This window comes from Pseudomonas sp. NPDC086278 (assembly GCF_050280905.1).
Lineage (GTDB): Bacteria > Pseudomonadota > Gammaproteobacteria > Pseudomonadales > Pseudomonadaceae > Aquipseudomonas.
The window spans coordinates 1-25769 of the sequence record NZ_JBNNWE010000086.1 but is presented as its reverse complement, the minus strand read 5'-3'; the positions used below and the strand labels follow the sequence as shown (position 1 = coordinate 25769).

The following is a 25769-nucleotide window of genomic DNA, read 5'->3' as shown; positions in this document are numbered from 1 at the left end:
GGCGGCCGGGTATCGGGTCGGGTATGAAAGCCCTTCGCAATTCAGCCGCGAATACAGCCGGTTGTTCGGGGCGCCGCCGTTGCGGGGGCAAACCGACGCCGCCGAACTCCTGGGCCAGGCCGAAGTTCACGCAGATCGACTTGGCGTGACCGATGTGCAGGTAGCCGTTGGGCTCAGGCGGAAAACGGGTGACGATCTGCGTGTGCTTACCCGAGTCCAGGTCTGCCTGGATGATCGGCCGCAGGAAGTTGACCGGCACGGCGGGGCCGGTCTTGGCATTCGAGGTAGGGTCGACAGTGGGCTTGCTCATTAGGATCCTTGAACATACAAGTGCGTGGCCGGAACGAAAGGCCTGACAAAACAAAGCCGCTATCATAGCCGATGCTGTCAAGCCGCTGACAGCGGCAGGCCCCAAATCAGGTGCGTTTAATGCACCTGATTTGAAAAACAGCCTCGAAATTGGCGCCCGTCGCGCTAAACTGCGCACCTTGGCCGACACTGGCCGGACCGGTTAGGGGCCATAACGCCCCAAACCCACGAATTCATTAAAGAGTACCGATCATGACCCAAGTCAAATTGACTACCAACCATGGCGACATCGTCCTGGAACTGAACGCTGAAAAGGCACCGGTGACGGTTGCCAACTTCATCGAGTACGTTAAAGCCGGCCACTACGAAAACACCGTGTTCCACCGTGTCATCGGCAACTTCATGATCCAGGGCGGCGGTTTCGAGCCAGGCATGAAAGAAAAGAAAGACAAGCGCCCAAGCATCCAGAACGAAGCCGACAACGGCCTGCCGAACGTGAAATACAGCGTTGCCATGGCCCGTACCATGGAGCCGCATTCGGCTTCCGCCCAGTTCTTCATCAACGTCGCTGACAACAGCTTCCTCAACCACAGCGCCAAGACCACCCAGGGCTGGGGCTACGCGGTATTCGCTAAAGTTGTTGAAGGCGAAGAAGTCGTCGACAAGATCAAAAGCGTTTCCACCACTTCCAAGTCCGGCCACCAGGACGTGCCAGCAGACGACGTGATCATCGAGAAAGCCGAGATCATTGAGTGATACTGCTGATTTCAGACTTGCATCTGGAAGAGGAGCGCCCGGACATCACCCGGGCGTTTCTGGATTTGCTCGCCGGACGCGCCCGTTCGGCGAGTGCGTTGTACATCCTGGGCGACTTTTTCGAGGCGTGGATTGGCGACGATGCCATGACGCCGTTCCAGCGTTCCATCTGCCAGGCCCTGCGCAATCTTGTCGACAGCGGCACGGCCATTTTTCTGATGCACGGTAATCGTGACTTCCTGCTCGGCAAGGCCTTTTGCAAAGAAGCCGGCTGTACGCTGCTGAAGGACCCGAGTGTCGTGCAGCTTTACGGCGAGCCGGTGCTGTTGATGCACGGCGACAGCCTGTGCACCCGCGACGTCGGCTATATGAAGCTGCGTCGCTACCTGCGCAACCCCATCACCCTGTTCATCCTGCGCCACCTGCCCTTGAGCACCCGGCATAAACTGGCGCGCAAGCTGCGCAGCGAAAGCCGTGCGCAAACCCGGATGAAGGCTAACGACATTGTCGATGTGACGCCGGACGAAGTGCCACGGATCATGCAGGCATTTGCTGTGAAAACCCTGATTCATGGGCACACCCATCGTCCCGCCATTCACAAGTTGCAGATTGGCGAGCAAGCGGCCAAGCGCATTGTGTTGGGCGATTGGGATCGTCAGGGCTGGGCGCTACAGGTGGATGAGACCGGGTTTGCGTTGGCGCCCTTCGACTTCGCCCCGCCGCCGCAACTGGCGGCGCCGGCCCACGGACAACCCGGCACGGAAACCTTGTGAGCGCGTGCTCGCGCTCACAAGGTATCGGGATCAGTCGTTACGATCGCGCAACTCCTCGATACTGATTTCGCGCATCCGAAACTTCTGGATCTTGCCGGTCACGGTCATCGGGAACTCCTCCACAAACTTGAAGTAACGCGGCGTCTTGAAGTGTGCGATGCGCTCTTTGCACCAGGTTTGCAGTTCTTGCCCGGTCGCGCTGTGCCCCGGATGGAATTTGATCCAGGCAACGATCTCTTCGCCATAACGCGAGCACGGAATTCCGATCACTTGCACATCCGCTACCGCCGGATGGGTGAAGAAAAACTCCTCCAGCTCCCGTGGGTAAACGTTTTCGCCACCGCGAATGATCATGTCCTTGTTGCGTCCGGCAATGCACACGTAGCCTTCGTCGTTCATGCTCGCCAGGTCGCCGGTGTGCATCCAGCCCGCCTGATCGATCGCCTCGGCGGTGCCTTGCGGGTTGTTCCAGTAACCGAGCATCACGCTGTAACCGCGGGTGCACAGCTCGCCAATGGTGTTTCGCGGCACCAGGTTGCCCGCCTCGTCAATGATTTTGCTTTCCAGCTGCGGCTGCGTGCGGCCGACGGTCGTGACACGCAATTCCAATTCGTCGGATGCGCCGGTCTGCAACGACACGGGACTGGTTTCGGTCATGCCGTAGGCAATCTGCACTTCGCTCATGTGCATTTCGCTGATGACCCGGCGCATTACCTCGATCGGGCAGGTTGCACCGGCCATGATCCCGGTGCGCAGGCTCGACAGATCAAACCCGGCCCGTTGAGGCTGATCCAGCATGGCGATGAACATGGTCGGTACGCCGTACAGCGCGGTGGCCTGTTCTTCGGCAACGGTGGTCAGTGTCAGCAACGGATCGAAGGCATCGTTGGGGTAAATCATCGTGCTGCCGTGGGTTATACAGCCCAGATTGCCCATGACCATGCCGAAGCAGTGATACAGCGGCACCGGGATCACCAGCCGGTCCCCGGCCGTCAGGCCCAGGCTTTCGCCGACCATGTAGCCGTTGTTGAGAATGTTGCAGTGACTGAGGGTCGCGCCCTTGGGGAAACCGGTGGTGCCGGAGGTGTACTGGATGTTCACCGGCTGGTCGAAGTGCAGGCTGTCCTGGCGCTCACGCAATTGCCCGAGTGACACGCTGGCGCCCAGATCCGCCAGTTGCGACCACGGCAAAAACCCCGAAGGTGGCTGTGGGTCGAGGCTGATGACGCCACGCAAATCCGGCAGGCGCTCGCTCTGCAACTGGCCGATGGATTGCTCTGCCAGCTCAGGCGCCAGACCTTGCAGCATGGCGTGGTAGTCGGAGGTTTTGAACGCGCCGGCGCAGACCAGCCATTGGCAACCGGATTGCTTGAGCACGTATTCGAGTTCGGAGCTGCGATAGGCCGGGTTGATGTTGACCAGGATCACGCCGATTTTGGCGCTGGCGAACTGGCTGATGCACCACTGGGCACAATTGGGCGCCCAGATACCAAGGCGATCGCCGGTCTTCAAGCCCAATGCCAGCAAGGCTCTGGCGTGCAGATCCACCGCGTCGGCCAGTTGCTGCCAGGTGTAGCGCAGCTGCTGATGGCGCACGACCAGCGCTTCCCCGTCCGGGTACTGCGCGACGGTGTTGTCGAACGCCTTGCCAATGGTCATCGCCAATAACGCTTTGTCCTGAGAGCCACGGGTGTAGCTGCGTTGCGCACTTGCACCGAGTTGATCCATGACGACCCCTATTGTCTTTATTTTGGGTTGGCGACGATCCCCTGTGGCAGCGGGCTGTGGCAAGGGGACTGTGGCGAGGGGGCTTGCCCCCGTTGGGCTGCGAAGCAGCCCCCATAATTTCCGCCACACCAAAGATCTTGTCAGTGCTACGCACTCAAACGGTGGTGCGGCATTCCGACAAGCCCCTTCACTACAGTCGCTGCCACAGGCTTGGTTCGCTTTTCCATCTCGAACGGGCGTTACTCTCGCTCAAGTTGACGTTTACGTAAAGGATGATTGACAGCCATTCGTCACAGGCTTACGTTAACGTCAACTTGAGAGCCAGACCACTGCCCTCCCGCCCGACAAAAAAGCCAAAAGGTGCCCCATGAGCTACCCATCCCTGAACTTTGCCCTCGGTGAAACCATCGACATGCTGCGCGATCAGGTTCAGTCCTTCGTCGCCAAAGAGATCGCGCCGCGCGCCGCTCAGATCGACATCGACAACCTGTTCCCGGCCGATTTGTGGCGCAAGTTCGGTGACATGGGCCTGCTGGGCGTCACCGTGCCGGAAGAGTACGGCGGTGCCGGGCTGGGTTACCTGGCGCATGTGGTGATCATGGAAGAAATCAGCCGTGGCTCGGCCTCGGTGGCGCTGTCCTACGGCGCGCATTCCAACCTGTGTGTGAACCAGATCAACCGCAACGGCACTCACGAACAGAAAACCAAATACCTGCCCAAGCTGATCAGCGGCGAACACATCGGCGCGCTGGCGATGAGCGAACCGAATGCCGGCTCCGACGTGGTGTCGATGAAGCTGCGCGCCGACAAACGCGGTGCCCACTACGTGCTCAACGGCAGCAAAACCTGGATCACCAACGGCCCGGACGCCAACACCTACGTGATCTACGCCAAGACCGACCTGGAAAAAGGCCCGCACGGCATTACCGCGTTCATCGTCGAACGCGACTCGAAAGGCTTCAGCCGCAGCAACAAGTTCGACAAACTCGGCATGCGCGGTTCGAACACCTGCGAGCTGTTTTTCGATGACGTCGAAGTGCCGCAAGAGAACATCCTCGGCGTGCTGAACGGTGGCGTGAAAGTGCTGATGAGCGGCCTCGATTACGAACGCGTGGTGCTCTCGGGCGGCCCGACCGGGATCATGCAGGCCTGCATGGACCTGATCGTTCCGTACATCCACGACCGCAAGCAGTTCGGCCAGAGCATCGGCGAATTCCAGCTGATCCAGGGCAAAGTTGCCGACATGTACACCCAACTCAACGCCAGCCGTGCTTATCTCTACGCGGTCGCCCAAGCCTGCGAGCGCGGCGAAACCACCCGCAAGGATGCCGCCGGCGTGATCCTCTACAGTGCCGAGCGCGCCACACAAATGGCCCTCGACGCGATCCAGATTCTCGGCGGCAACGGCTACATCAACGAATTCCCGGCGGGTCGTCTGCTGCGTGACGCCAAGCTGTACGAAATCGGCGCCGGCACCAGTGAGATCCGTCGCATGCTGATCGGTCGCGAACTGTTCAACGAAACCCGCTAAACGGAGCTGTCCATGGCTATCCTGCATACCCAGCTCAACCCCCGTTCGGCGGAGTTCGCGGCCAATAGCGCGGCGATGCGCAAACAGGTCGACGCCCTGCACACCTTGCTCGCTCAAGTGCAGCAAGGTGGCGGCTCGAAAGCGCAAGAGCGCCACACCTCGCGCGGCAAATTGCTGCCCCGTGAACGGATCAATCGCCTGCTCGATCCGGGCTCGCCCTTTCTCGAAATCAGCCAACTTGCCGCGTATGCGGTATACGGCGAAGACGTACCTGCCGCTGGCTTGATCGCCGGGATCGGCCGCGTGGAAGGCGTCGAATGCATGATCGTCGCCAACGATGCCACGGTGAAAGGCGGTTCGTACTACCCGCTTACCGTGAAAAAACACTTGCGCGCCCAGACCATCGCCCAGCAGAACCGCTTGCCGTGCATCTACCTGGTGGACTCCGGCGGCGCCAACCTGCCGCGTCAGGATGAAGTGTTTCCGGACCGCGAGCACTTCGGGCGGATCTTCTTCAACCAGGCCAACATGAGCGCCATGGGCATTCCGCAAATTGCCGTCGTGATGGGCTCGTGCACGGCCGGCGGCGCTTACGTGCCGGCGATGGCCGACGAAGCGATCATGGTGCGCAATCAGGCAACGATTTTCCTCGCCGGCCCGCCGCTGGTGAAAGCCGCGACCGGTGAAGTGGTCAGCGCCGAGGATCTGGGCGGTGCCGATGTGCACTGCAAGATTTCCGGGGTCGCCGACCACTACGCCGAGAGCGATGAACATGCCCTGGCCATTGCGCGTCGCAGCGTCGCCAACCTCAACTGGCGCAAGCTCGGCGAACTGCAACAACGCGCGCCCATCGCCCCGCTTTATGGCAGCGACGAGTTGTATGGGGTGGTTTCAGCCGACGCCAAGCAACCCTTCGATGTGCGTGAAGTGATTGCACGATTGGTGGACGGTTCGGTGTTCGACGAATTCAAGGCACTGTTCGGGACGACGCTGGTCTGCGGCTTCGCGCACTTGCACGGCTACCCGATTGCGATCCTCGCCAACAACGGCATCCTGTTCGCCGAAGCCGCGCAAAAAGGCGCGCACTTCATCGAACTGGCCTGCCAGCGCGGCATTCCATTGCTGTTTTTGCAAAACATCACCGGCTTCATGGTCGGTCAGAAATACGAGGCCGGCGGCATCGCCAAACACGGCGCGAAACTGGTGACCGCCGTGGCATGCGCCAAGGTGCCGAAATTCACGGTGATCATCGGCGGCAGCTTCGGCGCCGGTAACTACGGCATGTGCGGTCGGGCTTACGACCCGCGCTTTTTGTGGATGTGGCCGAACGCGCGCATCGGCGTGATGGGCGCCGAGCAAGCGGCTGGCGTGCTGGTGCAGGTCAAACGCGAGCAGGCCGAGCGCAGTGGCCAGCTGTTCAGCGCCGAGCAGGAAGCCGAGATCAAGCAGCCGATCCTCGATCAATACGAAGAACAGGGTCACCCCTACTATTCCAGCGCACGGCTGTGGGACGACGGTGTCATCGACCCGGCCCAAACCCGCGATGTGCTGGCCCTGGCCTTGTCCGCGTCGCTGAACGCGCCAATCGAACCGAGCCGCTTCGGCGTGTTCCGGATGTGATTTTCTGTGGGAGCGAGCTTGTGTGGCGAGGGGCTTGCCCCCGTTCGATTGCGAAGCAATCGCCATCACCAGCAATCCCCCACAAGAGTTGTGGAGACCGACCAATATGAGCGACTTCAACACCCTCGAACTGCTGACCGACCCACGGGGTTTCGCGACCCTGTGGCTCAGCCGTGAAGAAAAGAACAACGCGTTCAACGCCGAGATGATCCGCGAACTGATCCTCGCCCTGGACAAAGTCTCGAGCGATACCAGCCTGCGTTTTTTACTGCTGCGTGGCCGTGGCAAACATTTCAGCGCCGGCGCCGACCTGGCCTGGATGCAGCAATCGGCCGTACTCGATTACCACACCAACCTTGACGACGCCCGGGAACTGGCGGAATTGATGTACAACCTCGCCAAGCTGAAACTGCCAACCCTGGCCGTGGTACAAGGCGCGGCATTCGGCGGCGCGCTGGGCCTGATCAGTTGCTGTGACATGGCCATTGGCAGCGACGACGCACAATTCTGCCTGTCGGAAGTGCGCATCGGCCTGGCGCCGGCGGTCATCAGTCCGTTTGTGGTCCAGGCCATCGGCGAGCGCGCGGCACGTCGCTATGCGTTGACCGCCGAGCGCTTTGGCGGTCAACGGGCGCGGGAAATCGGCTTGCTGTCGGACAGCTATCCCTCCGCCGAGCTGGAACAAAAAGTCGAGCAATGGATCGACAACCTGCTGCTCAACAGCCCGGCCGCGATGCGTGTCAGCAAAGACTTGCTGCGCGAAGTCGGCAACGGCGCGCTGACCCCGGCCCTGCGGCGCTACACCGAAAACGCCATCGCCCGCATCCGCGTCAGTCCCGAAGGCCAGGAAGGCTTGCGCGCGTTTCTGCAAAAGCGTCCACCGACCTGGCAAGCTGAAACCACCAAGGAGCCGCGTTGATGAGCGCACCTGTAATCACCTCTCTGCTGGTCGCCAACCGTGGCGAGATCGCTTGCCGGGTCATGCGCACCGCCAAGGCCCTGGGCCTGACCACCGTGGCGGTGCACAGCGCCACCGACCGTGACGCCCGGCACAGCCGCGAAGCAGACATCCGCGTCGACCTCGGTGGCAGTAAAGCCGCCGACAGCTACCTGCAAATCGACAAGCTGATCGCGGCGGCCAAGGCCAGCGGCGCGCAGGCGATACATCCGGGGTATGGCTTTTTGTCCGAGAACGCCGGGTTCGCCCGCGCCATCGAAGACGCCGGCCTGATTTTCCTCGGTCCGCCGGCCTCGGCCATTGATGCGATGGGCAGCAAATCTGCCGCCAAGGCGCTGATGGAAACCGCGGGCGTGCCATTGGTGCCCGGCTATCACGGCGAAGCCCAGGACCTCGACACGTTCCGCGATGCCTGTGAACGCATCGGTTACCCGGTGCTGCTCAAGGCCACGGCGGGCGGTGGCGGCAAAGGCATGAAAGTGGTCGAGGACGTCAGCGAGTTGGCGCAAGCCCTGGCCTCGGCGCAACGTGAGGCGAAATCCTCGTTCGGCGATTCGCGGATGCTGGTCGAGAAATACTTGCTCAAGCCGCGTCACGTGGAAATCCAGGTGTTCGCCGATCAACACGGCAATTGCCTGTACCTCAATGAGCGGGACTGCTCGATCCAGCGCCGGCACCAGAAAGTTGTCGAGGAAGCACCCGCCCCCGGTCTGAGCCCGCAACTGCGCCGCGCCATGGGCGAAGCCGCCGTGCGTTCGGCGCAGGCCATCGGTTACGTCGGCGCCGGCACTGTGGAATTTTTGCTGGATGCGCGCGGTGAGTTCTTCTTCATGGAGATGAACACGCGTCTGCAGGTTGAACATCCGGTCACTGAAGCCATTACCGGGCTTGACCTGGTGGCGTGGCAGATTCGCGTGGCACGTGGTGAAACGCTGCCGATGACCCAGGATCAAGTGCCGCTCAATGGGCACGCGATTGAAGTGCGTTTGTACGCCGAAGACCCGGGCAATGATTTCCTGCCGGCCACCGGGCGTCTGACGTTGTACCGCGAATCCGCTGAAGGCCCGGGACGACGTGTTGACAGCGGCGTTGAGGAAGGCGACGAGATCTCGCCGTTTTACGACCCGATGATCGGCAAACTGATCGCCTGGGGCGAGGATCGGGAACAGGCGCGCCTGCGGTTGTTGAGCATGCTCGACGAGTTTGCGATTGGCGGGCTCAAGACCAACATCAACTTCCTGCGGCGCATCATCGGGCATCCGGCGTTTGCAGCGGCCGAGCTGGATACCGGGTTTATTCCTCGTTATCAGGAACAACTGTTGCCCGAACCTTCGGCACTCAGTGATGAATTCTGGGAGGCCGCTGCACAGGCATTTGCCCAGAGCCAGCCCCCGGTAGCGCGAGCCGATGATCCGTGCTCGCCATGGGCCATCAACCGCGGATTGCGTACCGGACTGCCGTCAGAGATCACCCTGCACTTGAGCTGCGAAGGCCAGGACCGGGCGTTGACCCTGGCCGGAGCTTGCACCGCTGAACTCAAGGGCGACTACCTGGTGACCGAGCACAATGGTGTGCGTCGTCAGCACCGGACAATTCGTCAAGCTGGGGTGGTGTACCTGCAATGGGAGGGAGAACTGCGCCGCATTGAGTCGTACGACCCGATCACGGCCGTTGACGCCAGTCATGGCCATCAGGGCGGGCTCACCGCGCCCATGAACGGCAGCATCGTGCGAGTGCTGGTGGAGGCCGGGCAAACGGTCGAGGCCGGGGCACAGCTGGTGGTGCTGGAAGCGATGAAGATGGAGCACAGCATTCGCGCGCCACACGCCGGGGTGATCAAGGCGCTGTATTGCCAGGAAGGCGAGATGGTGAGCGAAGGCAGTGCGTTGGTCGAATTGGAAGAAGCGTGAAATGAAGATCGGTCCTACGTGCTGCGAGGACCGATCTGACTAGAACCTGACTGTTGCCTGAACCACCACGCCGAGAATTCGGCACTCCTCGGTGAACAGGGCTTTCGGATACGTCGGATTGAGCGGGATCAGGTAACGCTGCCCGCCCTCTTCGATCAGCTTGCGAAATGTCGCTTCGGCGCAGTCGGACCATTGGGCGATCACCAGTTTCCCGGGCTCCGGCACGATCGCCGGGTCCACCAGGATCATCATGCCTTCAGCGATGCTCACCCCGGTGGGTGCGGTCATCGCGTCACCCACCACGACCAGCCAGAATGCCGCGCCCTGAGCGTGGTAATCCGTCAGTTCGAAGCGCGGTTTGCCGTAGACCGAAGGATCACCGTCACGCACCTCGGCCGGCTGGCGCCAGTCGCTGACAGGGTAGCGAAAGTACGGGTTGTACTTGTGCGCCAGGGGCATCTCGTCATCCTCCACGACGAGTGGCTCGCGAATCACCAGCACCACTTCGAGAAAGTCCATCCCGAGGGCTTTCAGCACGCGGTTCATATTGTCGATGCCGGGCTCGCGGCGTTTATTCAGCCAGTGACCCACGCCGCCCTGGGACATCCCGAGGCGGTCGGCGAGTACTTCTTGAGTGACCTTCAGTTCACTCATCTTGGCTTTGACTAACTCAATCCATTTATCCATGTGCGGCACCATACGTGGCGTCGCTGCGAGCAGCAAAACACAAATTGTAGTATTTAAATTCTCGTCACAAATACAGTACGTACTAGGATGGATTCACGGATCTGAATCTATCACGGAGCTTGCCATCGCCATGACGTTACCCAGCAATGACCTTACAGACTTGCATATCGACACCTCGCTGACCTCGCCAAAAGGCAATGCCGCCGCCCAGCGAGCGCTGGATTATTACTTGAAACCAAATGCGTCAGAAACGCCTGTCGAAGAGCGCTTTTTTGATGTGAACCCGGATATCAGCGCAGAAGAAGCGCTGGTCCACGCCTCGGACCTGTTGCGCTGCGCTGCTGCGACCGCACACGAGTCAGCCAGCAATCTGAACGGTGCGAGTCGGGATCTGGCGTTTTCAACGGTGCACATGATCGACATGGCCAAGGCAATGATTGATCGTTCGTTAAAAGGGCTTTCGAGCGTCTGAGGCAGACGCGCCTTTGGAGAGGACAGGAAAGAATTTTCCTATCGGGCAGATAAAATCATTTGACTTGCAAGCGAGAATGATTATTATTGCATGCAGCTGGTCGCGAGATCAGTCGATTGTCCAAGTGACCTTAGGTCGGTCTCCTGGACTATCTCCTCATCAGGCTAATCACGGTTTTTGACCCGGCTTTTTGCCGGGTCTTTTTTTTGCCAGTTATTCTGGCTTTACCTTCAGGCTAATGAAGTCTTTACGTGCTGCAAATTCGGTGGCGCGGATAATATCAAAAGAATATCGATTGGCAAGAGAAGCCCGGCATCATTGGGCCAAAACTAATGAAAAATAGCACTTGAGAATCAATCGCGCAGTCTCTAAGCTGCGTCGGCGTCATGGAGGACGCCCCCGCTCTACCCCGCAATTTCTGCCGGTTTCTCCCCTCCCTTGCGTGTAAAGTAGCAGCCATAAAAAATCATATTCAGGAATCGACTATGACCGTGGCTAAATCCTCTTTCGACATCAGCGCAAACTTCGACAGCGGCAATATTGAAGTGCTGGACATCAGCAACCCGCTGCAAGCGCTGCTGGCCATCAAGCCCGACACCCGCAGCCCTCATTTCCAGTGGTTCCACTTCAAGGCCAGCGGTCTGCACGTCGGCCAGGAGCATTGGTTTCGCCTGAACAACGCCAGCAAGTCTTCCTATAACAAGGCCTGGGACGGGTATCAGGCCGTGGCGTCCTACGATCACGTCAACTGGTTCCGCGTGCCGACCATTTTCGAAGGCGACTGCCTGCGCTTCAGCCTCGAAGCCACCGCCACCCATGCCTGGTTCGCTTATTTCGAACCTTACAGCCGTGGCCGTCATGACTGGTTGATCGAGCAGGCGCTGTCCAAGGCCGGCACCGAGTTGCTGGCCACCGGTAAAAGTGCTGAAGGACGTGATATTCAGTTACTGCGCAAAGGCACCGGCGCCGAAGGCCAGCGCAAGGTCTGGATCATTGCCCAGCAGCACCCCGGCGAGCACATGGCCGAGTGGTTCATGGAAGGCGTGATCGAACGCCTGGAAAAACACGACGACCCGGTGCTGAACAAACTCTTGGCCAGCGCCGACTTGTACCTGGTGCCCAACATGAACCCGGACGGCGCCTTCCACGGGCACTTGCGCACCAACGCCATGGGCCAGGACCTGAACCGCGCCTGGCAGAGCGCCAGTCAGGAGCTCAGTCCGGAAGTGCTGTTCGCGCAGCAGCAAATGGAAAAGTACGGCGTCGACCTGTTCCTCGACATCCACGGCGATGAAGAAATCCCTTACGTGTTCACTGCCGGTTGCGAAGGCAATCCGGGTTACACGCCACGGATCGAAAAGCTCGAAGAGCATTTCCGCAGCCACCTCAAACACCTGACCAAAGACTTCCAGACCAGGCACGGCTACACCCGCGACGAGCCGGGCAAAGCCAACATGACGCTGGCCTGTAACAGCGTCGGTCAGAAATTCGACTGCCTGTCGCTGACCCTGGAAATGCCGTTCAAGGACAACAACGACGCTCCGAACGTCCTGACCGGCTGGTCCGGCAAACGCTCGAAGCAGTTGGGCAAAGACATATTGACCACCGTTGCCGAGATGATCGACACCCTGCGCTGACCCTCGATCCGGTGTAGCAGCGAGCGCAGCGAGCGCGGAATGCGTCAGCTGCTACACCGGATCAGCCGCGATCCTTGCCGCGCAACATGCTGTCCAGCACGTCGTCGCGTCGGACCCAACCGTGAAACAACGCCGCCGCCAGGTGCAGCAGCACGGTCAGAAACAGCAGATACGCCAGATACCCATGAGCCTTGCGCAGAAACGCGAACACCTGGGCATTGGCTGGCAGAATCGACGGCAGCTGGATCGAATTGCTCAGCATCACCGGGTCACCGGCCGCTGAAATCATCGCCCAACCCAGCACCGGCAAAATAAACATCAGCGCATACAGCAAGACATGCGAAGCCTTGGCTGCCAGCACTTGCCAGCCCGGCAAATCCGCCGGCAGCGGCGGTTGGCGCGTGGAGAAACGCACCACCAGACGCACGATCACCAGCAACAGAATCGCAATGCCCAACGGTTTGTGCAGATGGATCAACCACTCATGGCGCTCGGACACCGAGGCCACCATGCCCGCGCCGATAAACAGCATCGCGATGATCATCAGCGCCATCAGCCAGTGCAGCAGCCGCGCCAACGGCGCGAAATGGTTCGGTTGAGCGCTCATTGATGAGCCTCCTGTTTTGCGTTGGCGGCAGGCAATTGGCTGACTTCACTGGTGCGGCGCAGGTAGGAGCTGGCATAACCGGCCGAACGGGCGGCGAGCAACGGGTCGTCGGAACCTTCGATACCGGCCGGCAATACCAGCGGGTCGTAGTTGATGTCGCGGCACTCGCCATCCAGCTGTGGCTGCGTGCGTTCAAGCACCAGAGTCCCGGCGTTCACCACTTTGCGCCCGTCAGGCCAGGCCTTGGACGCGTCGTTGACCGGATCACCCGCGTTCGCCAGGGTGATATTCAACTGCCAACGCAACGGTCCGGCAGACAAGCGCTGTACCAGGTCCTGCTCAAGAAAGTCGGCGCCTTCAGGCGCCTTGGCACCCGCCGCATCCTGCGCCACCGGCGTCATGCTCCAACGCACGGCCTGACGCTGACCCGCCGCGTTCACCAGGTAAAACGCATTGATGCTGTTGTAGGTCTCCGTCGCATAGCTGGCAGAAGGCTTGGCGGTTTTGATCCAGGCCAGGAACGGCGCTGCTTCCGGGTGCGCGCCAAAGAATGCCGGCACCGCCGCAGGATCAGGTTTACCGGTGGCCGGAACCGGTGATTGCGCCTGCTGCAACTGATAGAACGCCTCGGGCGTGCCCACCGGGAACACCGGCATGCTGTTCATCCCGGTGCGCCATTGCTGGCCGTTGGCCTGGGTAAAACGCAACGCCATGCTGCGAATCGGCACGGCGGTGTCAGGCGCATACGGGCTGCCCGCCGGCAGCGCGAGACGCCCGACCACCGGGGTCTGCGCCTCATTGAACACTTGCGCAGTGGAATAGGTGCGCGCCTCGCCGCTGCTCTCGAAATGGCCGATCACGCACACGCCTTTGGCGTGGTTACGCCGAAAGCCCGGGTGCACGCCGTTGTTGGTTTCCAGCACATTGATCAGTTTTTTCGGCGTCAGCCGTTGTGGGTCGAATGTCCCGTTGACGTAGGCAAACGCCCCGGCAACGGCGGCAACGACCACGCCGATGCCGGCCAGGCGCAACATCAGGCTTGCGGTACTCAGCGGTGGCCGGGTGGGCGGTGATGAACGATCTACCATGAATGACTCCAGGCCCATCGGCCACAAGTGAGAAGAACCAAGCAGACGAACGCCACCACGCTTTATTCCATCGGCCGGTATTTATTTTTTCGGGCGTGGAATAACCTCCAATGCCGGGCGTCCTCCTAGTCCAGCGTAGTGACTAGTCAGAAACTCATGAACGATATCGACGAACAACTAAGAGAAATCATTCCCAGGCTGCGCCGTTTTGCCGTGTCGTTGACGCGCAATCCCAGCAGCGCCGACGATCTGGTGCAGTCCTGCCTGGAGCGCGCATTGTCGAGCTGGGGTGACAAGCGGCCCGAGGGCGACCTGCGCGCGTGGCTGTTTTCGATTCTGTATCGGCAATTTCTCGATGCGCATCGCCGCTCCCGCCGTTATGCGCGGATGCTCGAATTTTTTACCGGCCGTGACGATGCCCAGCCTTCGGTCGAGCGCACCGTTATCGCCCGATCCACGCTTGAAGCCTTTGATCGACTCAGCACGGAACAGCGCGCGTTACTGCTCTGGGTGTCGGTCGAAGGGTTGAGCTACAAAGAGGTCGCCGAGATTCTCGACGTCCCGACCGGCACCGTAATGTCCCGTCTGTCACGCGCCCGCCAGGCCTTGCGCCAACTCAGCGACGGTGAAATCACCAGCCCTTCTCTGCGGATACTCAAATGATCAGCATGCCCCCAAGCGAGCGTGACCTGCACGCCTACGTCGATCACCAACTGAGCGAAGTCGACCGACGCCTGGTCGAGACGTACCTGGCCAGCCATCCGGAAATGGCCGCCCAAGTGCGCGCCTGGCAGCAGGACGCCCAGCAATTGCGTGCAGCGTTAAGTGGCGCGCTGCACCAACCCGCCAACCCGGACCTCGATCCGGCACTGATTCGCCAGCGCATCAAACGCCAATCCCGCCGTCATCTGGCCAGCGCGGCGGTGCTGTTGATTGCGGTGAGTGTCGGCGGATTGAGCGGTTGGCAGGCGCGGGAAATGACGCTGGTCAGTCCTCAGCTACCGATGGCCGACGCCATGCAGGCGTATCGCTTGATCGCCCAGCAGGGCATCCTGCCGGCGGATTACAAAGTCAGTGACGACGGCGATATGCAAGGCTGGCTCGACCATTATTTCAGCCGCGCCAATCGCTTGCCGGACCTGACCGGTTCGGGCTTCAAACCGGTCAGCGGTCGCTTGCTCAGCACCGAGCAAGGACCGGCGGCGATGGTGGTGTACGAGGATCAGGGCGGTCACAAAATCAGTTTTTACGTGCGCCCCCCAGGACCGAAAAACACCTTCCTGCCGCGTGGCAGTCGCAGCGATGGCGAGTTGCAGGCCGAGTATTGGTCGGGCGCCGGTTACAACTACGCGATGGTCAGCCCCAGCGACACGGAAGCGGCGAAAATGCTCAAGCAAACCACGCAGTTCTGATTTCAGCGCACTCCCCTGTGGCAGCGGGCTTGCTCGCGACGGCGACGGCACATTCGGCAGAGCGGGTGGCTGACGCAACGCTTTCGCGAGCAAACCTGCTGCCACAGTCGGATCAAAACCCGACATCCAGCACCACGCTGTCCAGGTACGTGCCGGCGGGCGGTGTGGTCTGGTCGGTGTAGATTTTCGCGTTGTAATTGAAGACCTGACTGCCCGTCCCCAAGCCGTTGCCGGGGTTGACCTCGGCGTCGGAACTGGCACGGCGCGCACTGCCGACACTGCCCCAGCGAGTCGTTCCGGCGCTTTTGAAGATGTCATACGCCAGGTAGTTACCGGCGGAAATCATCCGGCGTCGGCCACCGACGCTGAGCGCTTGCTGACCATCACTCAAGCCCACGGTGTAGGCGCTGCCTTTGGTGCAGGCCAGGTTGATGGTCTGGCCCGTCACCGCGCTGAACGCGCTGATGACCGGCGCACTGCCGAAGTTGATGTTCGGCGCGGTGATCGTGCAGTCGTTGGCCACGGTCATGTTGACCGTCAGCGTGGTGTTGCCGCTGTTGATGTCGCGGCCCAGGCACACGCTGCCAATACCGATGCCGGAGCAATAATTCCAGCTCCAGGCAATGCTCAGCGTTTCGCTGTAGATCCCCGCCGCCACGTTGCTGCCGAGGGTCGTGCCCAGGTAGATCGGCGCGGTCTTGGGCACGACGCTTCCCAGCAATCCCAACGCATCGATGATGCCGTTGCGCGCAAAGTCGAACGCCACGCCACGGGTGATCGGGTAACTGGTGCTGTTATCGGCGTACAAGGTGTAGCTGATGATGTCGCCGGTCGGCCCCTTCAATCCGCTTTGAGTCGAGGTCACCGTGGCGTAGAAATGGTCGGTGTTGGTCAGCAACGACAGCAGCGAACCGGTACAGCTCAACCCGGCATTGGGGGTGGAACTTGGCTGCGATGTAGTGCGTACGGCAATCGAACTCACCGAGCCGAATGCCACCGGCGTAGTCGAGACCGCCGAGCACAACGCCCACGCCGATCCGGGCAGCCAGAGCACCCAAGGCAGCATCCACCTCAAGGCCTTCATTGGCACACCAACGGACCGATCAGCGGAATCTGATCCTGGTTCAGGTCGACGGCAAATTGCACCCGACAGGTTTGGCCGTCGGCCAGGGTTACACGCAGACTGTTTTGCTGTTGCAGGTTTTCCAGGTACACCAGACCGTCCCAGCCGACCACGGTTTGCGTGCCACTCTGCTCATGCACCACGCCGCTGCCCAACGGCAGATCGTGCTGCTGCGTATCGACCAGGACGATGCTCGCCGCGATCACCCGGCTCAGCGGGAACTCGAGCAAATAGCCGCTGCCACGACGCACCGCAATCCGCTGCTCGACGTTCGGGCTGCGCACGTTGGCCGGCAGGTTCAGCGGATCGATCTCATATTTGCCCCGGTAATACGCGCTGCTCCACGGCACCAGCAGATGGCCGTTGCGGTCGGTCTTGCCAACCTGCTGGTTTTCATAACGCACTGGAATGTTCGCGTAACCGTCGGTGCTGACCACCACAAAGGCATCGTCGATCCGGTTGGCGGCAAACACTTGCTTGTCCATCCACACCAGCGAGCCGCTGGCATCGGCCCAACGGGTTTCGGCGTCGCTGTTGCCATACACGCCGGCCTGCAACTGCACCGACTGCAGGCGCCAAGTCATGTCGGCCTGGCGGTAATCCGGGCCGTCGCCCTGGGCATAACCGAGGTTGAAGCCCACCCCGCCTTCGGTCGGCACCGCGCGACTGTAATTGACCCGTTGCTGGGTTTGCCCGGTTTTACTGCGCTCGCTGCTGATCGCCAGGCTGCCGCGCAGATCGAACGGAATCACCAGTTGCGCCTGCACCGCCCAGTTGCTGTCGCCGATCTCGCGGTTGGCCGACAGGTAGAAACTGCTGCTGCGCCACAGCGGTTTGCTCCAGGTCAGGTTGAGCAGGCGGGTACGTGAGTCGTCCGCCGCACGCACGTCGAAATAACCGGCACCGAGGCTGCCCCACGAATCAAGGTTGAGGCTCAGGGTCGCTTGTTCGCTGCGTTTACTGAGGCTGGTGTACGGGCTGTCGATGACGGTCAGGTCGGCGTATTGATCGCGGCGTTGCAGGCGTTGATAGGAAAAACTGTAGCGCTGGCTGCTGTATTGATAGCCCAGGCTCAGTTGCTGACCGCTGTCACCGTCGAACTGACTTTGGCTGAGCGCAGTGTTCAGCACGCCGAAATTGCCCAGCCGCAGGTTGCCGCCCAAACCGCCGAGCGTCAGCGCGCCCGAGGCTTCGGCGTGGCTTTCAAGGGTGAAGCTGTCGCTTACGCCGTAGCGCAAACTGCCGGAGGTGACGCCGGAACCGTAACCGAAATCGCGCAGGCCGTAATCACGGCGCAGGGTCCCGGCGGCCACGGAAAAATCACTCAAGCCCTTTTGCAACAGACTGCTGGTGACGTAGAACGGCACCGTGGTCGACACCTGGCGACCCAACGCATCGGTCGTTACGACCACGGCTTCGCCGGCACCGTTGATGAACGGAATGTTGGTCAGTGTGTAGGGGCCGGGTTGCAGCTCGGCGCTGCTGGATTTGTAGCCGTTGATGAACAGGTCCACCGAGGACGGGACCGCCGCTTCGCCGGCAAACTGCGGCAGCGGATAGGTCACCAGGTCCGGGCGCACGCCGAAGTCCCGCGACACTTGCACACCGCCCAGGCGCACCGAACTGCTCCACGGCAAGGCGCCGCTGACCAAGTCCCCGGCCTCGTAGGTCAGCAGTCGCTCGTCATCGGAATAACGCCAGATGGTGTCGTAACGCAGGTAACCATTGTTCAGCGTGCTGACCGCATCTCCCGAGAGTGTGCGGCGGTATTGCCCGGTGTTGGACAGCGTGCCCCAGCTGTCAAACAACCGTACTTCGTTCCAGGCGGCGATGTAGGTGCCGGCGTCGTCGGTGTCATTGAGGTACAGGTCGTAGTTGAACAAGGCACCGAAACTGCTCAACGCCGGGGTTCGCGGGTAGGCTTCGCGGTTGCCGACAAACTGTTCCGGCAACCAGTCCGGTGGCACGTTGAGCAACAGCCGCTGAGCACCGCTGTCGTACTCGCTGTGCAAGCCCGGCAGGCTGTCGAGATCGACTTCAGCGCCGATGTTTTCAGGCAGTTTGATGCCGGTTTGACGCAACGCGCTGGCCGGCAGAAAGAGTCGCCCACCGCGTTGATCCACCGCTACCACGCGTCCGGTGTTCATTTGATTGACCACCAATTCCAGAAATAACTGCGCATCGGCGACGGCCTCCATGCCGCTGGGTGGCGGCGGCAAATCACCGGCCACCGTTGGCGGGGCCGACACGGCCCAATACACGCAGCTGACGGCCCACAACAAACGCTGGAAACTTCGAGCCACACCTTGGCTCATTACCGATGCATGTCCGTCAATGGACCTTGTCCTCCCTTGGCCTGCCCGATGCCGGTAGCCGCTGCCGAGCCTGCAAAAAGCTGCGTTCGGCCCCGCAGCAGCTACCGGTCAACGCGCTGGCGTAATGCTCTGAACCTGCGGCGCCCCATTGACCCGCACTTGCAGGGCCGGATCGCCAGCAATCGGCCCCGGCGCGGGCCAGCGCATGATGGCGCCCGGCAACACGTAACCGAGCAAACCGTCCACCAGCGGTTTGCTCTGGCCGCCCTGTTTGAGCGCCACATCGGTCAGCCGCGCATGCACCGCGCCCTGATTACGCACTTCCACGTACGGGTGACCGTCCACTGCCACCGTGCGCCAGCTCAGGTCCGGCAGGCCCACACCTTTGGGATCGCGTTTGCGCGTGGTGTCTTCCCGGCTCCACAAGCCGACGCCGTAGGCAAACAGCGGTACCGAGTAGCGCATCTGGAAACGGATCGCCGCTGCGGTCTTGCCGTCTTCGGCGGCCGGCGGTTTCGCCGAGGGAATTTCATCGATGATGATGCGATACGCCAGCTCCTGGCCCGGTGGAATCTCTCGGGTCCGGGTCAGGCGCACCAGTTGTTTCTGACCGGGTTCGATCTTCGCCACCGGCGGGCTGCCGATCACGTCACGCTGGTTCTGGTACTGGTCGTTGAAGCCACTCTGACTCCAGGCAAATACGCGGATCTGCAAATTGGCGGTTTCGTTACCACGGTTTTCCAGCCACAGGGCACTGGCCTGTTGATCGGCCTCCAGCACCGGATCGATCGGCCAGATCAACACCGAACTGGCGGCCTGCACCTTTGCCGCCCCGAGCAGCACCATCGCCAACACCGAACAACGCATCCCCGGTGACCACATTTGCCTCTCCTTATTCAAACGCCGCATTACCACGACAGCTGCACTTGCAGCACATCGCTGTACGTCCCCCCAGGCTGATTGCCCGGCAATGACACCTGGCCGTAAATCGGCAGGCTGATGTTGTTGGCATCGGTGTAGGCCACCGCGACACTCTGGCCGATCCCCAGGCTCTGGCTGTAAGCCGAATCGCGAAACAACTGATACGCCACGCGGTTGGTCCCGGTGGTCAGCTGCAAGTGCCGTCCGCTGCTGTTGTATTTGCCGCCATCGACGGTCATGTTCATCGTCACTCCCGGCGTGCATTGCAATTGCACACCACCGGTCAAGGCCACCTTGACGATGCTGGTGGACAAAGCCGATTGGCTGCCGAAGTTGAGGCTGCCGTAATTCGATACCCCACCCACCACCAGGCAGCCGGCGGTGACGGTAGCGCTGACCTGGAAACTCTGGCTGGTCACCGCCGCCAACGGCAGCGGCACACTCCCCGCACACAGCAGGATCAGCGCCGCACAGTCATGGCGGACCATGGCACTAGAACGTCAGTTCGACGGCGACGGTGTCGGTGTAGGTGCCAGCCGGCAGACCGGCCTTGCCCACGGCTTTGCCGTAAATATTCACGGTCTGCGCCACGCCGGTACTGGCGGCGAGGTTGATCACCCCGTCAATCGCCAGAATCTGCGAATGCCCGGCGTCGGTGTACAGGTCGTAGGGCACGAAGTTGCCGCTGCCATCGGCCAGCGCCCGGGAGCCACCGGGCGACAATCCGTCATGGGCGCCTGCCCTTACTTTCACTGCGGGCGTGGTGCCGCTGGAGCACAGAATCGACAACGCCCCGCCGCCACCGCCGAGCACCTGCGCATCGGCCTCGGTGAACAGGCTGTTGGCGGTGCCGAAGTTCAGCGCGCCGAAGTTCAGGCCGCTGGACCCACCGGCGCCATTCACCTGACAGCTGCTGATCAGAATCAGGCTGGAGGTGATCTGGCCGGTGACCGTGGTGGCAGCCATGGCACTGGATGCCAGCGTCAGGCCGAGCAATGACAAACCTATCCTTGTTACGAGCATGTGCATGGTGTCCGTCCTCTACGGGTTACCAATCCAGCGTGACCGTCAGGGTGTCGGTATAGACCCCTGCCGGTAACGCACGGGTATTCGCCACCACCGAGCCAAATACCGGAATCGGTACCCGGGCCCCGCTGGTGACGGCGAAATTGTGTTGTTGGCCGATGCTGTAGCTCCGGCTACCGGAGGCATCGAGGAACAATTGATACGGGATGGTCTGGTTGCCGTTGCTCAGGCGTCGCGTGGTGCCGTCGCCGTGAGCGCCGCCGTCGATGGTGACGGTGAACCCGGTGACCGACGGATTGCAGGCGATGTTCAATTTGTCGCTGCCGTCTTCACTCAGGCTGCTTTTGAGCGGGCGGTTCCAGGTCGGCCCTTGCAGACCGAAATCCAGCGTGCCGAAGTCGCTCACGGGGCTGCCGGGCGTGGCGCCATTGCTCACTTCGCAGCCGGCGATGATGGTCAGCCGCGCGTGAATCTGCCCGCTGACGGCTGCTTGTGCGTCGTCAGTCAGTAACGTCAATGCCCCCATGGCCATAACCATCCAGTGTTTGCTGGTCATCCCGTCAATTCCATTTGCTCACCAGGTGACCGTCACTTTCACCAGATCCGAATAGCGGCTGACTCGAGGTATTTCGGCCATCCGGTCGATGCGTGCATACAACGGCAAATCCACCGAACCGGAGTCCGGCACGCGACCACTCAGCGGGACATTCACCGCCAGCGGGATCCGCCGCGCAGGGTCCTGGTAGAGCCAATAAGGAATGGGTTTGCTGTCGGCGGAACCCGCCAGGTAGCGCACGTCGCCAACACCGCCATGCAGGCCGCCGTCGACGCGTAATTGATAAGGGGTGTCCGGGTTGCATTCGAGCCTGGGCAATCGCTCGTTCAGCAGTGCCGCGCCCAACGGCCCGGCCGGGTCATCCAGACGCGCCGTACTGCCGAAGTCGAGTACGCCCAGTTGCTCAACCCCGGCATTGCGTTGTTGCCCTACCAACTGACAGCCACGCTGGACGTCGACGCGCACTTCAACCTGGAGTTCTGCGGCCCACGCCTGCGAACCGAGCATGACGCCCACGACTGCCAATACCATAAATCCATTCACGGCCCCATTCCTTATGAGGGGTGGCTTCCACAATGAGGTTAGCCACGCAAACGGAAATCGCCAGTCTCACCGGACGATTGGATCCAGCTTACATGTGTGATTTTGTGTCGAATGGCAGGAAAAATGCCGGCATGACCGGCGGAAAAAACACGCCGATAACCGCACGGTTCACGCGCGTGAACCACCGTTACTGGTCGAGACGACTGGCAGGAAAATTACCCGTCTGGTTACACTACGCCGCCGCTGCTCGGGGAGCCGGCCTGATCAATACGGGGTGACATGACAGTGGCAACTCGACCGCCCAGCCGTTCACCACTGACGCCACGCTGGCCTGCGCTGCGTCAGTGGTTTGCCAAGGGGTCGGCTGCGCCCGCCAAAGGTGCGGCGACCGGCCGGGTGATTCACGACTACTTCCGCCAAAACGCCCATGCCCAGGGTTACACCCTCAGCCATAGCCAGCGAAGAGTGATCGACTGCATGGCACAGCACGCCACGGCACTGCTCGGGAAATCGGTAAAAAACCTGCCCGGACTTTATTTGCACGGCGCCGTCGGTCGCGGCAAGAGCTGGCTGCTCGACGGGTTTTTTCAGGCCATCCCGATCGAACACAAGCAACGCCTGCACTTCCATGAGTTTTTTGCCCGGTTGCATCAAGGCATGTTCGCCCACCGCGACCAGCCCGATGCATTGGCGTTTGCCCTTGATGAGCAGTTGAGCGGCTGTCGCGTGTTGTGTTTCGACGAGTTCCATGTGCACGACATCGGCGATGCAATGCTGATCACGCGGCTGTTCAAGGCGCTGTTCCAGCGCGGCATTCTGCTGCTGGTGACGTCCAACTACCCGCCGGAAGGGTTGCTGCCCAACCCGCTCTATCACGCGCGTTTCAAACCGGTGATCGACCTGATCCATGGGCGCATGCAGGTCATGGAAGTCGGCGGCCCGCATGACTATCGCAGCCAGATGCGCACCCACGCGCAACAGCTTTTCACCCAGGGCCGATACGTCTGGCCCGGTAGCGCGGCGCAACGGCAAGCGTTGAAACTGCCGAGGCACATCACGCCAGCGTTGCAGTTGGCCGTCGGCACCCGGCACCTGCAGGCGCGTCACTGCGCCGATCGAACCATCGTGTTCACCTTCGCCGACCTCTGCGATTACCCGACTGCGGTGATGGATTATCTGGAGCTGTGTCGGCGTTTCGACCACTGGATCATCGACGAACTGCCGAACCTGGCCGACTGTTCGATGGCGGCCCGGCAACGCTTCATTAATCTGATCGACGTTTTGTACGATCAGGACAAGCACCTGACGCTGCTCGGCCAGCACTCGTTGTGCGAAAGCCTGGGTGGCGATGCCATCGACCTCGCACGCACGCGCAGCCGCTTGGGTCAGTTGATGGAAGTACGCGCGCCAGCCTGACGGCTTTGCCGTTATCATGTCGCCCATTTCGGGGCCCGGTGCCCTCCTCTCGAACAATGGCGAACCCGTTCATGGATACCCTTGCCCAACTGCGCGCCGGCCAACTGTCGGGCATTTCCCGCCTGGACCTGTCCTGCGGCCTGACCGAATTCCCCCGGGAAATCTTCGAACTGGCCGACTCGCTGGAGGTGCTCAACCTCAGTGGCAACGCCTTGAGCAGCCTGCCGGACGACCTGCATCGATTGACCCGTTTGCGCGTGTTGTTCTGCTCGGACAACCTGTTTACCGAACTGCCCGCCTGCCTCGGTCAATGCGCCGCGCTGACGATGATCGGCTTCAAGGCCAACGCCATTGAACACGTGCCGGCCGCCGCGCTGCCGCCGCTGTTGCGCTGGCTGATCCTCACCGATAACCGCATCAGTGAACTGCCCGCAGCCTTGGGTGAACGCCCACGCCTGCAAAAACTCATGCTCGCCGGTAACCGTTTGCAGCAGTTGCCCGAAAGCCTGAGCCAGTGTCATCGCCTCGAATTGATCCGCATCGCTGCCAATCAGTTGCGCGAGTTACCCGAGTGGTTGTTGGCCCTGCCGAGCCTGACGTGGCTCGCCTACGCCGGTAATCCGCTGGAAACCGAAGCGGATGCGGCGGCACTCGACGCCACGCCGACGATTAGCTGGGCGCAACTGAGCCTTGAAAAGAAACTTGGAGAAGGCGCTTCCGGGGTCATTTATCAGGCGCTGTGGAAGCAGGCAACGCCGGTCGCGGTGAAACTCTATAAAGGCGAGATGACCAGCGACGGTTCGCCGTTGCATGAGATGAACGCCTGCATCACCGCCGGCCTTCACCCGAACCTGATCCGCGTCGAAGGCCGGATCATCGGCCATCCAGAGCAACAGGCCGGGCTGGTGATGCAACTGATCGACCCGAGTTATCGCAACCTCGCCGGATTGCCCAGCCTGGCCTCCTGCACCCGCGATGTGTATGCCGACGACATCCGGTTCAGTGCCGGCGTGGCGTTGCGCATTGCCAGCGGCATTGCGGCGGTGGCGGAACATCTGCACAACCAGGGCATCACCCACGGCGACCTCTACGGCCACAATATTATGTGGAACGAGCACGGCGATTGCCTGCTGGGGGATTTTGGCGCGGCGTCGTTCCATGCGACCTCGGACAGCGTGGAAAGCCGTGCGCTGCAGCGCATCGAGGTGCGGGCATTCGGGGTGTTACTGGGGGAATTGCTGGCGCGCATCGACTCGGGTTTGAGTGATGACGGGCGTGGACAGTTGGAGGCCTTGCAACAGCGCTGCTGTCAGCCGGAGGTGCTACAGCGACCGGGGTTTGGCGAGATAGGGCAGATATTGGCCTTGTTCAACTCCCGCTAGAAAACACGAAGCTGTGGTGAGGGGGGCTTGTTGTGATGGGGGGGGCTGTTGTGGTGAAGGGGCCTGTTGTTGTGAGGTGGCCTGTGTGGTGAAGGGGGCTGTTGTTGTGAGGTGGCCTGTGTGGTGAAGGGGCCTGTTGTTGTGAGGTGGCCTGTTGTGGTGAACGGGGCTGTTGTGGCGAGGGGGCTTGCCCCCGTTGGGTTGCGTAGCGACCCTGAAAGCGACGACTGCTGCGCAGCCGAACGGGGGCAAGCCCCCTCGCCACAACAAGCCCTTCACCACAACAAGGCCCGTCACTTCGACAAGCACCCTTGCCACAACGAGCCTCCTTGCCAAAGGTAGATTGAGGTCGGTTACCCCGCCAGGCCTACAAACATATCCTGCACATCATCATGGTTATCCAGGCCTTCCAGGAACGCCTCGACTTCCGCCATCTGCTCATCGCTCAAACCGCTCACCGGGTTTTTCGGCTGGTAACCCAGCTTGGCCGACAACACGGTAAAACCTTGCTCAGGCAGGGCTTTCTGCACCGAGTCGAGGTCCGCGGGCTCGGTCAGGAACAGGGTGGTGCCCTCTTCGTCGCCCGGCTCGAAATCCTGGGCGCCGGCTTCAATGGCGGCCATTTCCGGATCGGCGCCAGGGCTGTCCGGGGACGCCTCGATCATGCCGACGTGGTTGAAATCCCACGCCACCGAACCGGAGGCACCGAGCTGGCCCTTGCGGAAGGCCACGCGGATTTCAGCCACGGTGCGGTTGATGTTGTCGGTCACGCATTCAACGATCAGCGGCACCTGATGCGGGGCGAAGCCTTCGTAGGTCACGCGATGGTATTGCACGGTTTCGCCGAGCTGGCCGGAGCCTTTCTTGATCGCGCGTTCCAGGGTTTCGCGGGGCATCGAAGCTTTTTTAGCCTGTTCCACCACCAGGCGCAGGTGCGCGTTGGTAGCGACATCGGCACCGTTACGCGCAGCAATGGTGATTTCTTTCACCAGTTTGCCG

General features: G+C 61.2%; 25 protein-coding genes. 12 read left to right on the top strand and 13 right to left on the bottom strand.

Features of this window, described 5'->3' with window-relative positions; genetic code table 11:
* Positions 1-310: glutamate--tRNA ligase family protein (locus ACQKP4_RS22460; protein WP_427635791.1), on the bottom strand; the 310-nt coding region annotated here is incomplete at its 3' end.
* Between the two features lie 251 nt (positions 311-561).
* Here ACQKP4_RS22460 and ACQKP4_RS22455 point away from each other — a divergent pair.
* Together ACQKP4_RS22455 and lpxH are read left to right on the top strand one after the other, a co-directional pair.
* A complete protein-coding gene (locus tag ACQKP4_RS22455; protein ID WP_427635790.1) occupies positions 562-1065 on the top strand; it encodes a peptidylprolyl isomerase in 504 nt (167 codons plus the stop codon).
* Positions 1062-1838 carry a UDP-2,3-diacylglucosamine diphosphatase gene (lpxH, locus tag ACQKP4_RS22450; RefSeq protein WP_427635789.1) on the top strand — a complete coding sequence of 259 codons (777 nt, stop codon included), beginning with the start codon at positions 1062-1064 and terminating at the stop codon, positions 1836-1838. The genes ACQKP4_RS22455 and lpxH overlap by 4 nt, the downstream gene beginning before the upstream one ends.
* Before the next feature lie 30 nt (positions 1839-1868).
* On the opposite strand, the gene ACQKP4_RS22445 is transcribed toward lpxH, so the two are convergent.
* Entirely contained in the window at positions 1869-3566 is a 1698-nt protein-coding gene (locus tag ACQKP4_RS22445) for an AMP-binding protein (RefSeq protein ID WP_427635788.1), read from the bottom strand.
* Positions 3567-3933: 367 nt separating this feature from the next.
* Here ACQKP4_RS22445 and ACQKP4_RS22440 point away from each other — a divergent pair, with 367 nt between their 5' ends.
* The 4 genes from ACQKP4_RS22440 (at position 3934) to ACQKP4_RS22425 (ending at position 9585) form a co-directional block, all read left to right on the top strand.
* On the top strand, positions 3934-5097 hold the full coding sequence (locus ACQKP4_RS22440) for an isovaleryl-CoA dehydrogenase (RefSeq protein ID WP_427635787.1): 1164 nt from the start codon (positions 3934-3936) through the stop codon (positions 5095-5097).
* A gap of 12 nt (positions 5098-5109) precedes the next feature.
* Positions 5110-6717: a carboxyl transferase domain-containing protein gene (locus tag ACQKP4_RS22435; protein WP_427635786.1), complete on the top strand. Its 1608-nt coding sequence runs from the start codon at positions 5110-5112 to the stop codon at positions 6715-6717.
* A gap of 106 nt (positions 6718-6823) precedes the next feature.
* Positions 6824-7636 (top strand): gamma-carboxygeranoyl-CoA hydratase, encoded by an 813-nt coding sequence (locus ACQKP4_RS22430; RefSeq protein WP_427635785.1) that lies wholly within the window; start codon positions 6824-6826, stop codon positions 7634-7636.
* Positions 7636-9585 (top strand): acetyl/propionyl/methylcrotonyl-CoA carboxylase subunit alpha, encoded by a 1950-nt coding sequence (locus ACQKP4_RS22425; RefSeq protein ID WP_427635784.1) that lies wholly within the window; start codon positions 7636-7638, stop codon positions 9583-9585. The genes ACQKP4_RS22430 and ACQKP4_RS22425 overlap by 1 nt, the downstream gene beginning before the upstream one ends.
* Before the next feature lie 39 nt (positions 9586-9624).
* Here the strand turns inward: ACQKP4_RS22425 and ACQKP4_RS22420 are convergent, their stop codons facing one another.
* The gene (locus ACQKP4_RS22420; RefSeq protein ID WP_427635783.1) at positions 9625-10272 is read right to left on the bottom strand and encodes a LexA family protein; all 648 of its coding nucleotides are present in this window, start codon (positions 10270-10272) and stop codon (positions 9625-9627) included.
* A 130-nt stretch (positions 10273-10402) separates the two neighbouring features.
* On the opposite strand from ACQKP4_RS22420, the gene ACQKP4_RS22415 reads away from it, so the two are divergent.
* Both ACQKP4_RS22415 and ACQKP4_RS22410 read left to right on the top strand, forming a co-directional pair.
* Positions 10403-10744: a DUF6124 family protein gene (locus ACQKP4_RS22415; RefSeq protein WP_427635782.1), complete on the top strand. Its 342-nt coding sequence runs from the start codon at positions 10403-10405 to the stop codon at positions 10742-10744.
* Between the two features lie 485 nt (positions 10745-11229).
* On the top strand, positions 11230-12381 hold the full coding sequence (locus ACQKP4_RS22410) for a M14 family metallopeptidase (protein ID WP_427635781.1): 1152 nt from the start codon (positions 11230-11232) through the stop codon (positions 12379-12381).
* A gap of 61 nt (positions 12382-12442) precedes the next feature.
* Here the strand turns inward: ACQKP4_RS22410 and ACQKP4_RS22405 are convergent, their stop codons facing one another.
* Both ACQKP4_RS22405 and ACQKP4_RS22400 read right to left on the bottom strand, forming a co-directional pair.
* A complete protein-coding gene (locus tag ACQKP4_RS22405) occupies positions 12443-12988 on the bottom strand; it encodes a cytochrome b (RefSeq protein WP_427635780.1) in 546 nt (181 codons plus the stop codon).
* A complete protein-coding gene (locus tag ACQKP4_RS22400) occupies positions 12985-14076 on the bottom strand; it encodes a catalase family peroxidase (protein WP_427635779.1) in 1092 nt (363 codons plus the stop codon). Before ACQKP4_RS22400 ends, ACQKP4_RS22405 begins: the two co-directional genes overlap by 4 nt.
* A gap of 156 nt (positions 14077-14232) precedes the next feature.
* Between ACQKP4_RS22400 and ACQKP4_RS22395 the strand changes: the two genes are divergently transcribed.
* Positions 14233-14739, top strand: coding sequence for an RNA polymerase sigma factor (locus tag ACQKP4_RS22395; protein ID WP_427635778.1), 507 nt, complete (start codon positions 14233-14235; stop codon positions 14737-14739).
* Positions 14736-15488: an anti-sigma factor family protein gene (locus ACQKP4_RS22390; RefSeq protein ID WP_427635777.1), complete on the top strand. Its 753-nt coding sequence runs from the start codon at positions 14736-14738 to the stop codon at positions 15486-15488. Before ACQKP4_RS22395 ends, ACQKP4_RS22390 begins: the two co-directional genes overlap by 4 nt.
* Positions 15489-15600: 112 nt before the next feature.
* Here the strand turns inward: ACQKP4_RS22390 and ACQKP4_RS22385 are convergent, their stop codons facing one another.
* The 7 genes from ACQKP4_RS22385 to ACQKP4_RS22355 form a co-directional block, all read right to left on the bottom strand.
* Complete coding sequence (locus tag ACQKP4_RS22385; RefSeq protein WP_427635776.1) at positions 15601-16572, bottom strand: Csu type fimbrial protein; 972 nt, start codon at positions 16570-16572, stop codon at positions 15601-15603.
* Positions 16569-18926, bottom strand: coding sequence for a fimbria/pilus outer membrane usher protein (locus tag ACQKP4_RS22380; protein WP_427635775.1), 2358 nt, complete (start codon positions 18924-18926; stop codon positions 16569-16571). Before ACQKP4_RS22380 ends, ACQKP4_RS22385 begins: the two co-directional genes overlap by 4 nt.
* A gap of 108 nt (positions 18927-19034) precedes the next feature.
* Positions 19035-19808 (bottom strand): fimbrial biogenesis chaperone, encoded by a 774-nt coding sequence (locus ACQKP4_RS22375; protein ID WP_427635774.1) that lies wholly within the window; start codon positions 19806-19808, stop codon positions 19035-19037.
* A 26-nt stretch (positions 19809-19834) separates the two neighbouring features.
* Entirely contained in the window at positions 19835-20335 is a 501-nt protein-coding gene (locus ACQKP4_RS22370; protein ID WP_427635773.1) for a Csu type fimbrial protein, read from the bottom strand.
* Between the two features lie 4 nt (positions 20336-20339).
* Positions 20340-20876 carry a Csu type fimbrial protein gene (locus ACQKP4_RS22365; RefSeq protein ID WP_427635772.1) on the bottom strand — a complete coding sequence of 179 codons (537 nt, stop codon included), beginning with the start codon at positions 20874-20876 and terminating at the stop codon, positions 20340-20342.
* Between the two features lie 19 nt (positions 20877-20895).
* Positions 20896-21429, bottom strand: a complete 534-nt coding sequence (locus tag ACQKP4_RS22360; RefSeq protein ID WP_427635771.1) for a Csu type fimbrial protein — start codon at positions 21427-21429, stop codon at positions 20896-20898.
* 18 nt (positions 21430-21447) lie between these two features.
* The gene (locus ACQKP4_RS22355) at positions 21448-21960 is read right to left on the bottom strand and encodes a Csu type fimbrial protein (RefSeq protein WP_427635793.1); all 513 of its coding nucleotides are present in this window, start codon (positions 21958-21960) and stop codon (positions 21448-21450) included.
* A 297-nt stretch (positions 21961-22257) separates the two neighbouring features.
* Between ACQKP4_RS22355 and zapE the strand changes: the two genes are divergently transcribed.
* Together zapE and ACQKP4_RS22345 are read left to right on the top strand one after the other, a co-directional pair.
* On the top strand, positions 22258-23388 hold the full coding sequence (gene zapE / locus ACQKP4_RS22350) for a cell division protein ZapE (protein ID WP_427635792.1): 1131 nt from the start codon (positions 22258-22260) through the stop codon (positions 23386-23388).
* 71 nt (positions 23389-23459) lie between these two features.
* Positions 23460-24770 carry a leucine-rich repeat-containing protein kinase family protein gene (locus ACQKP4_RS22345; RefSeq protein WP_427635770.1) on the top strand — a complete coding sequence of 437 codons (1311 nt, stop codon included), beginning with the start codon at positions 23460-23462 and terminating at the stop codon, positions 24768-24770.
* A 353-nt stretch (positions 24771-25123) separates the two neighbouring features.
* Here ACQKP4_RS22345 and ACQKP4_RS22340 read toward each other — a convergent pair.
* On the bottom strand, positions 25124-25769 hold a 646-nt coding region (locus ACQKP4_RS22340; RefSeq protein ID WP_427635769.1), incomplete at its 5' end, for a YebC/PmpR family DNA-binding transcriptional regulator.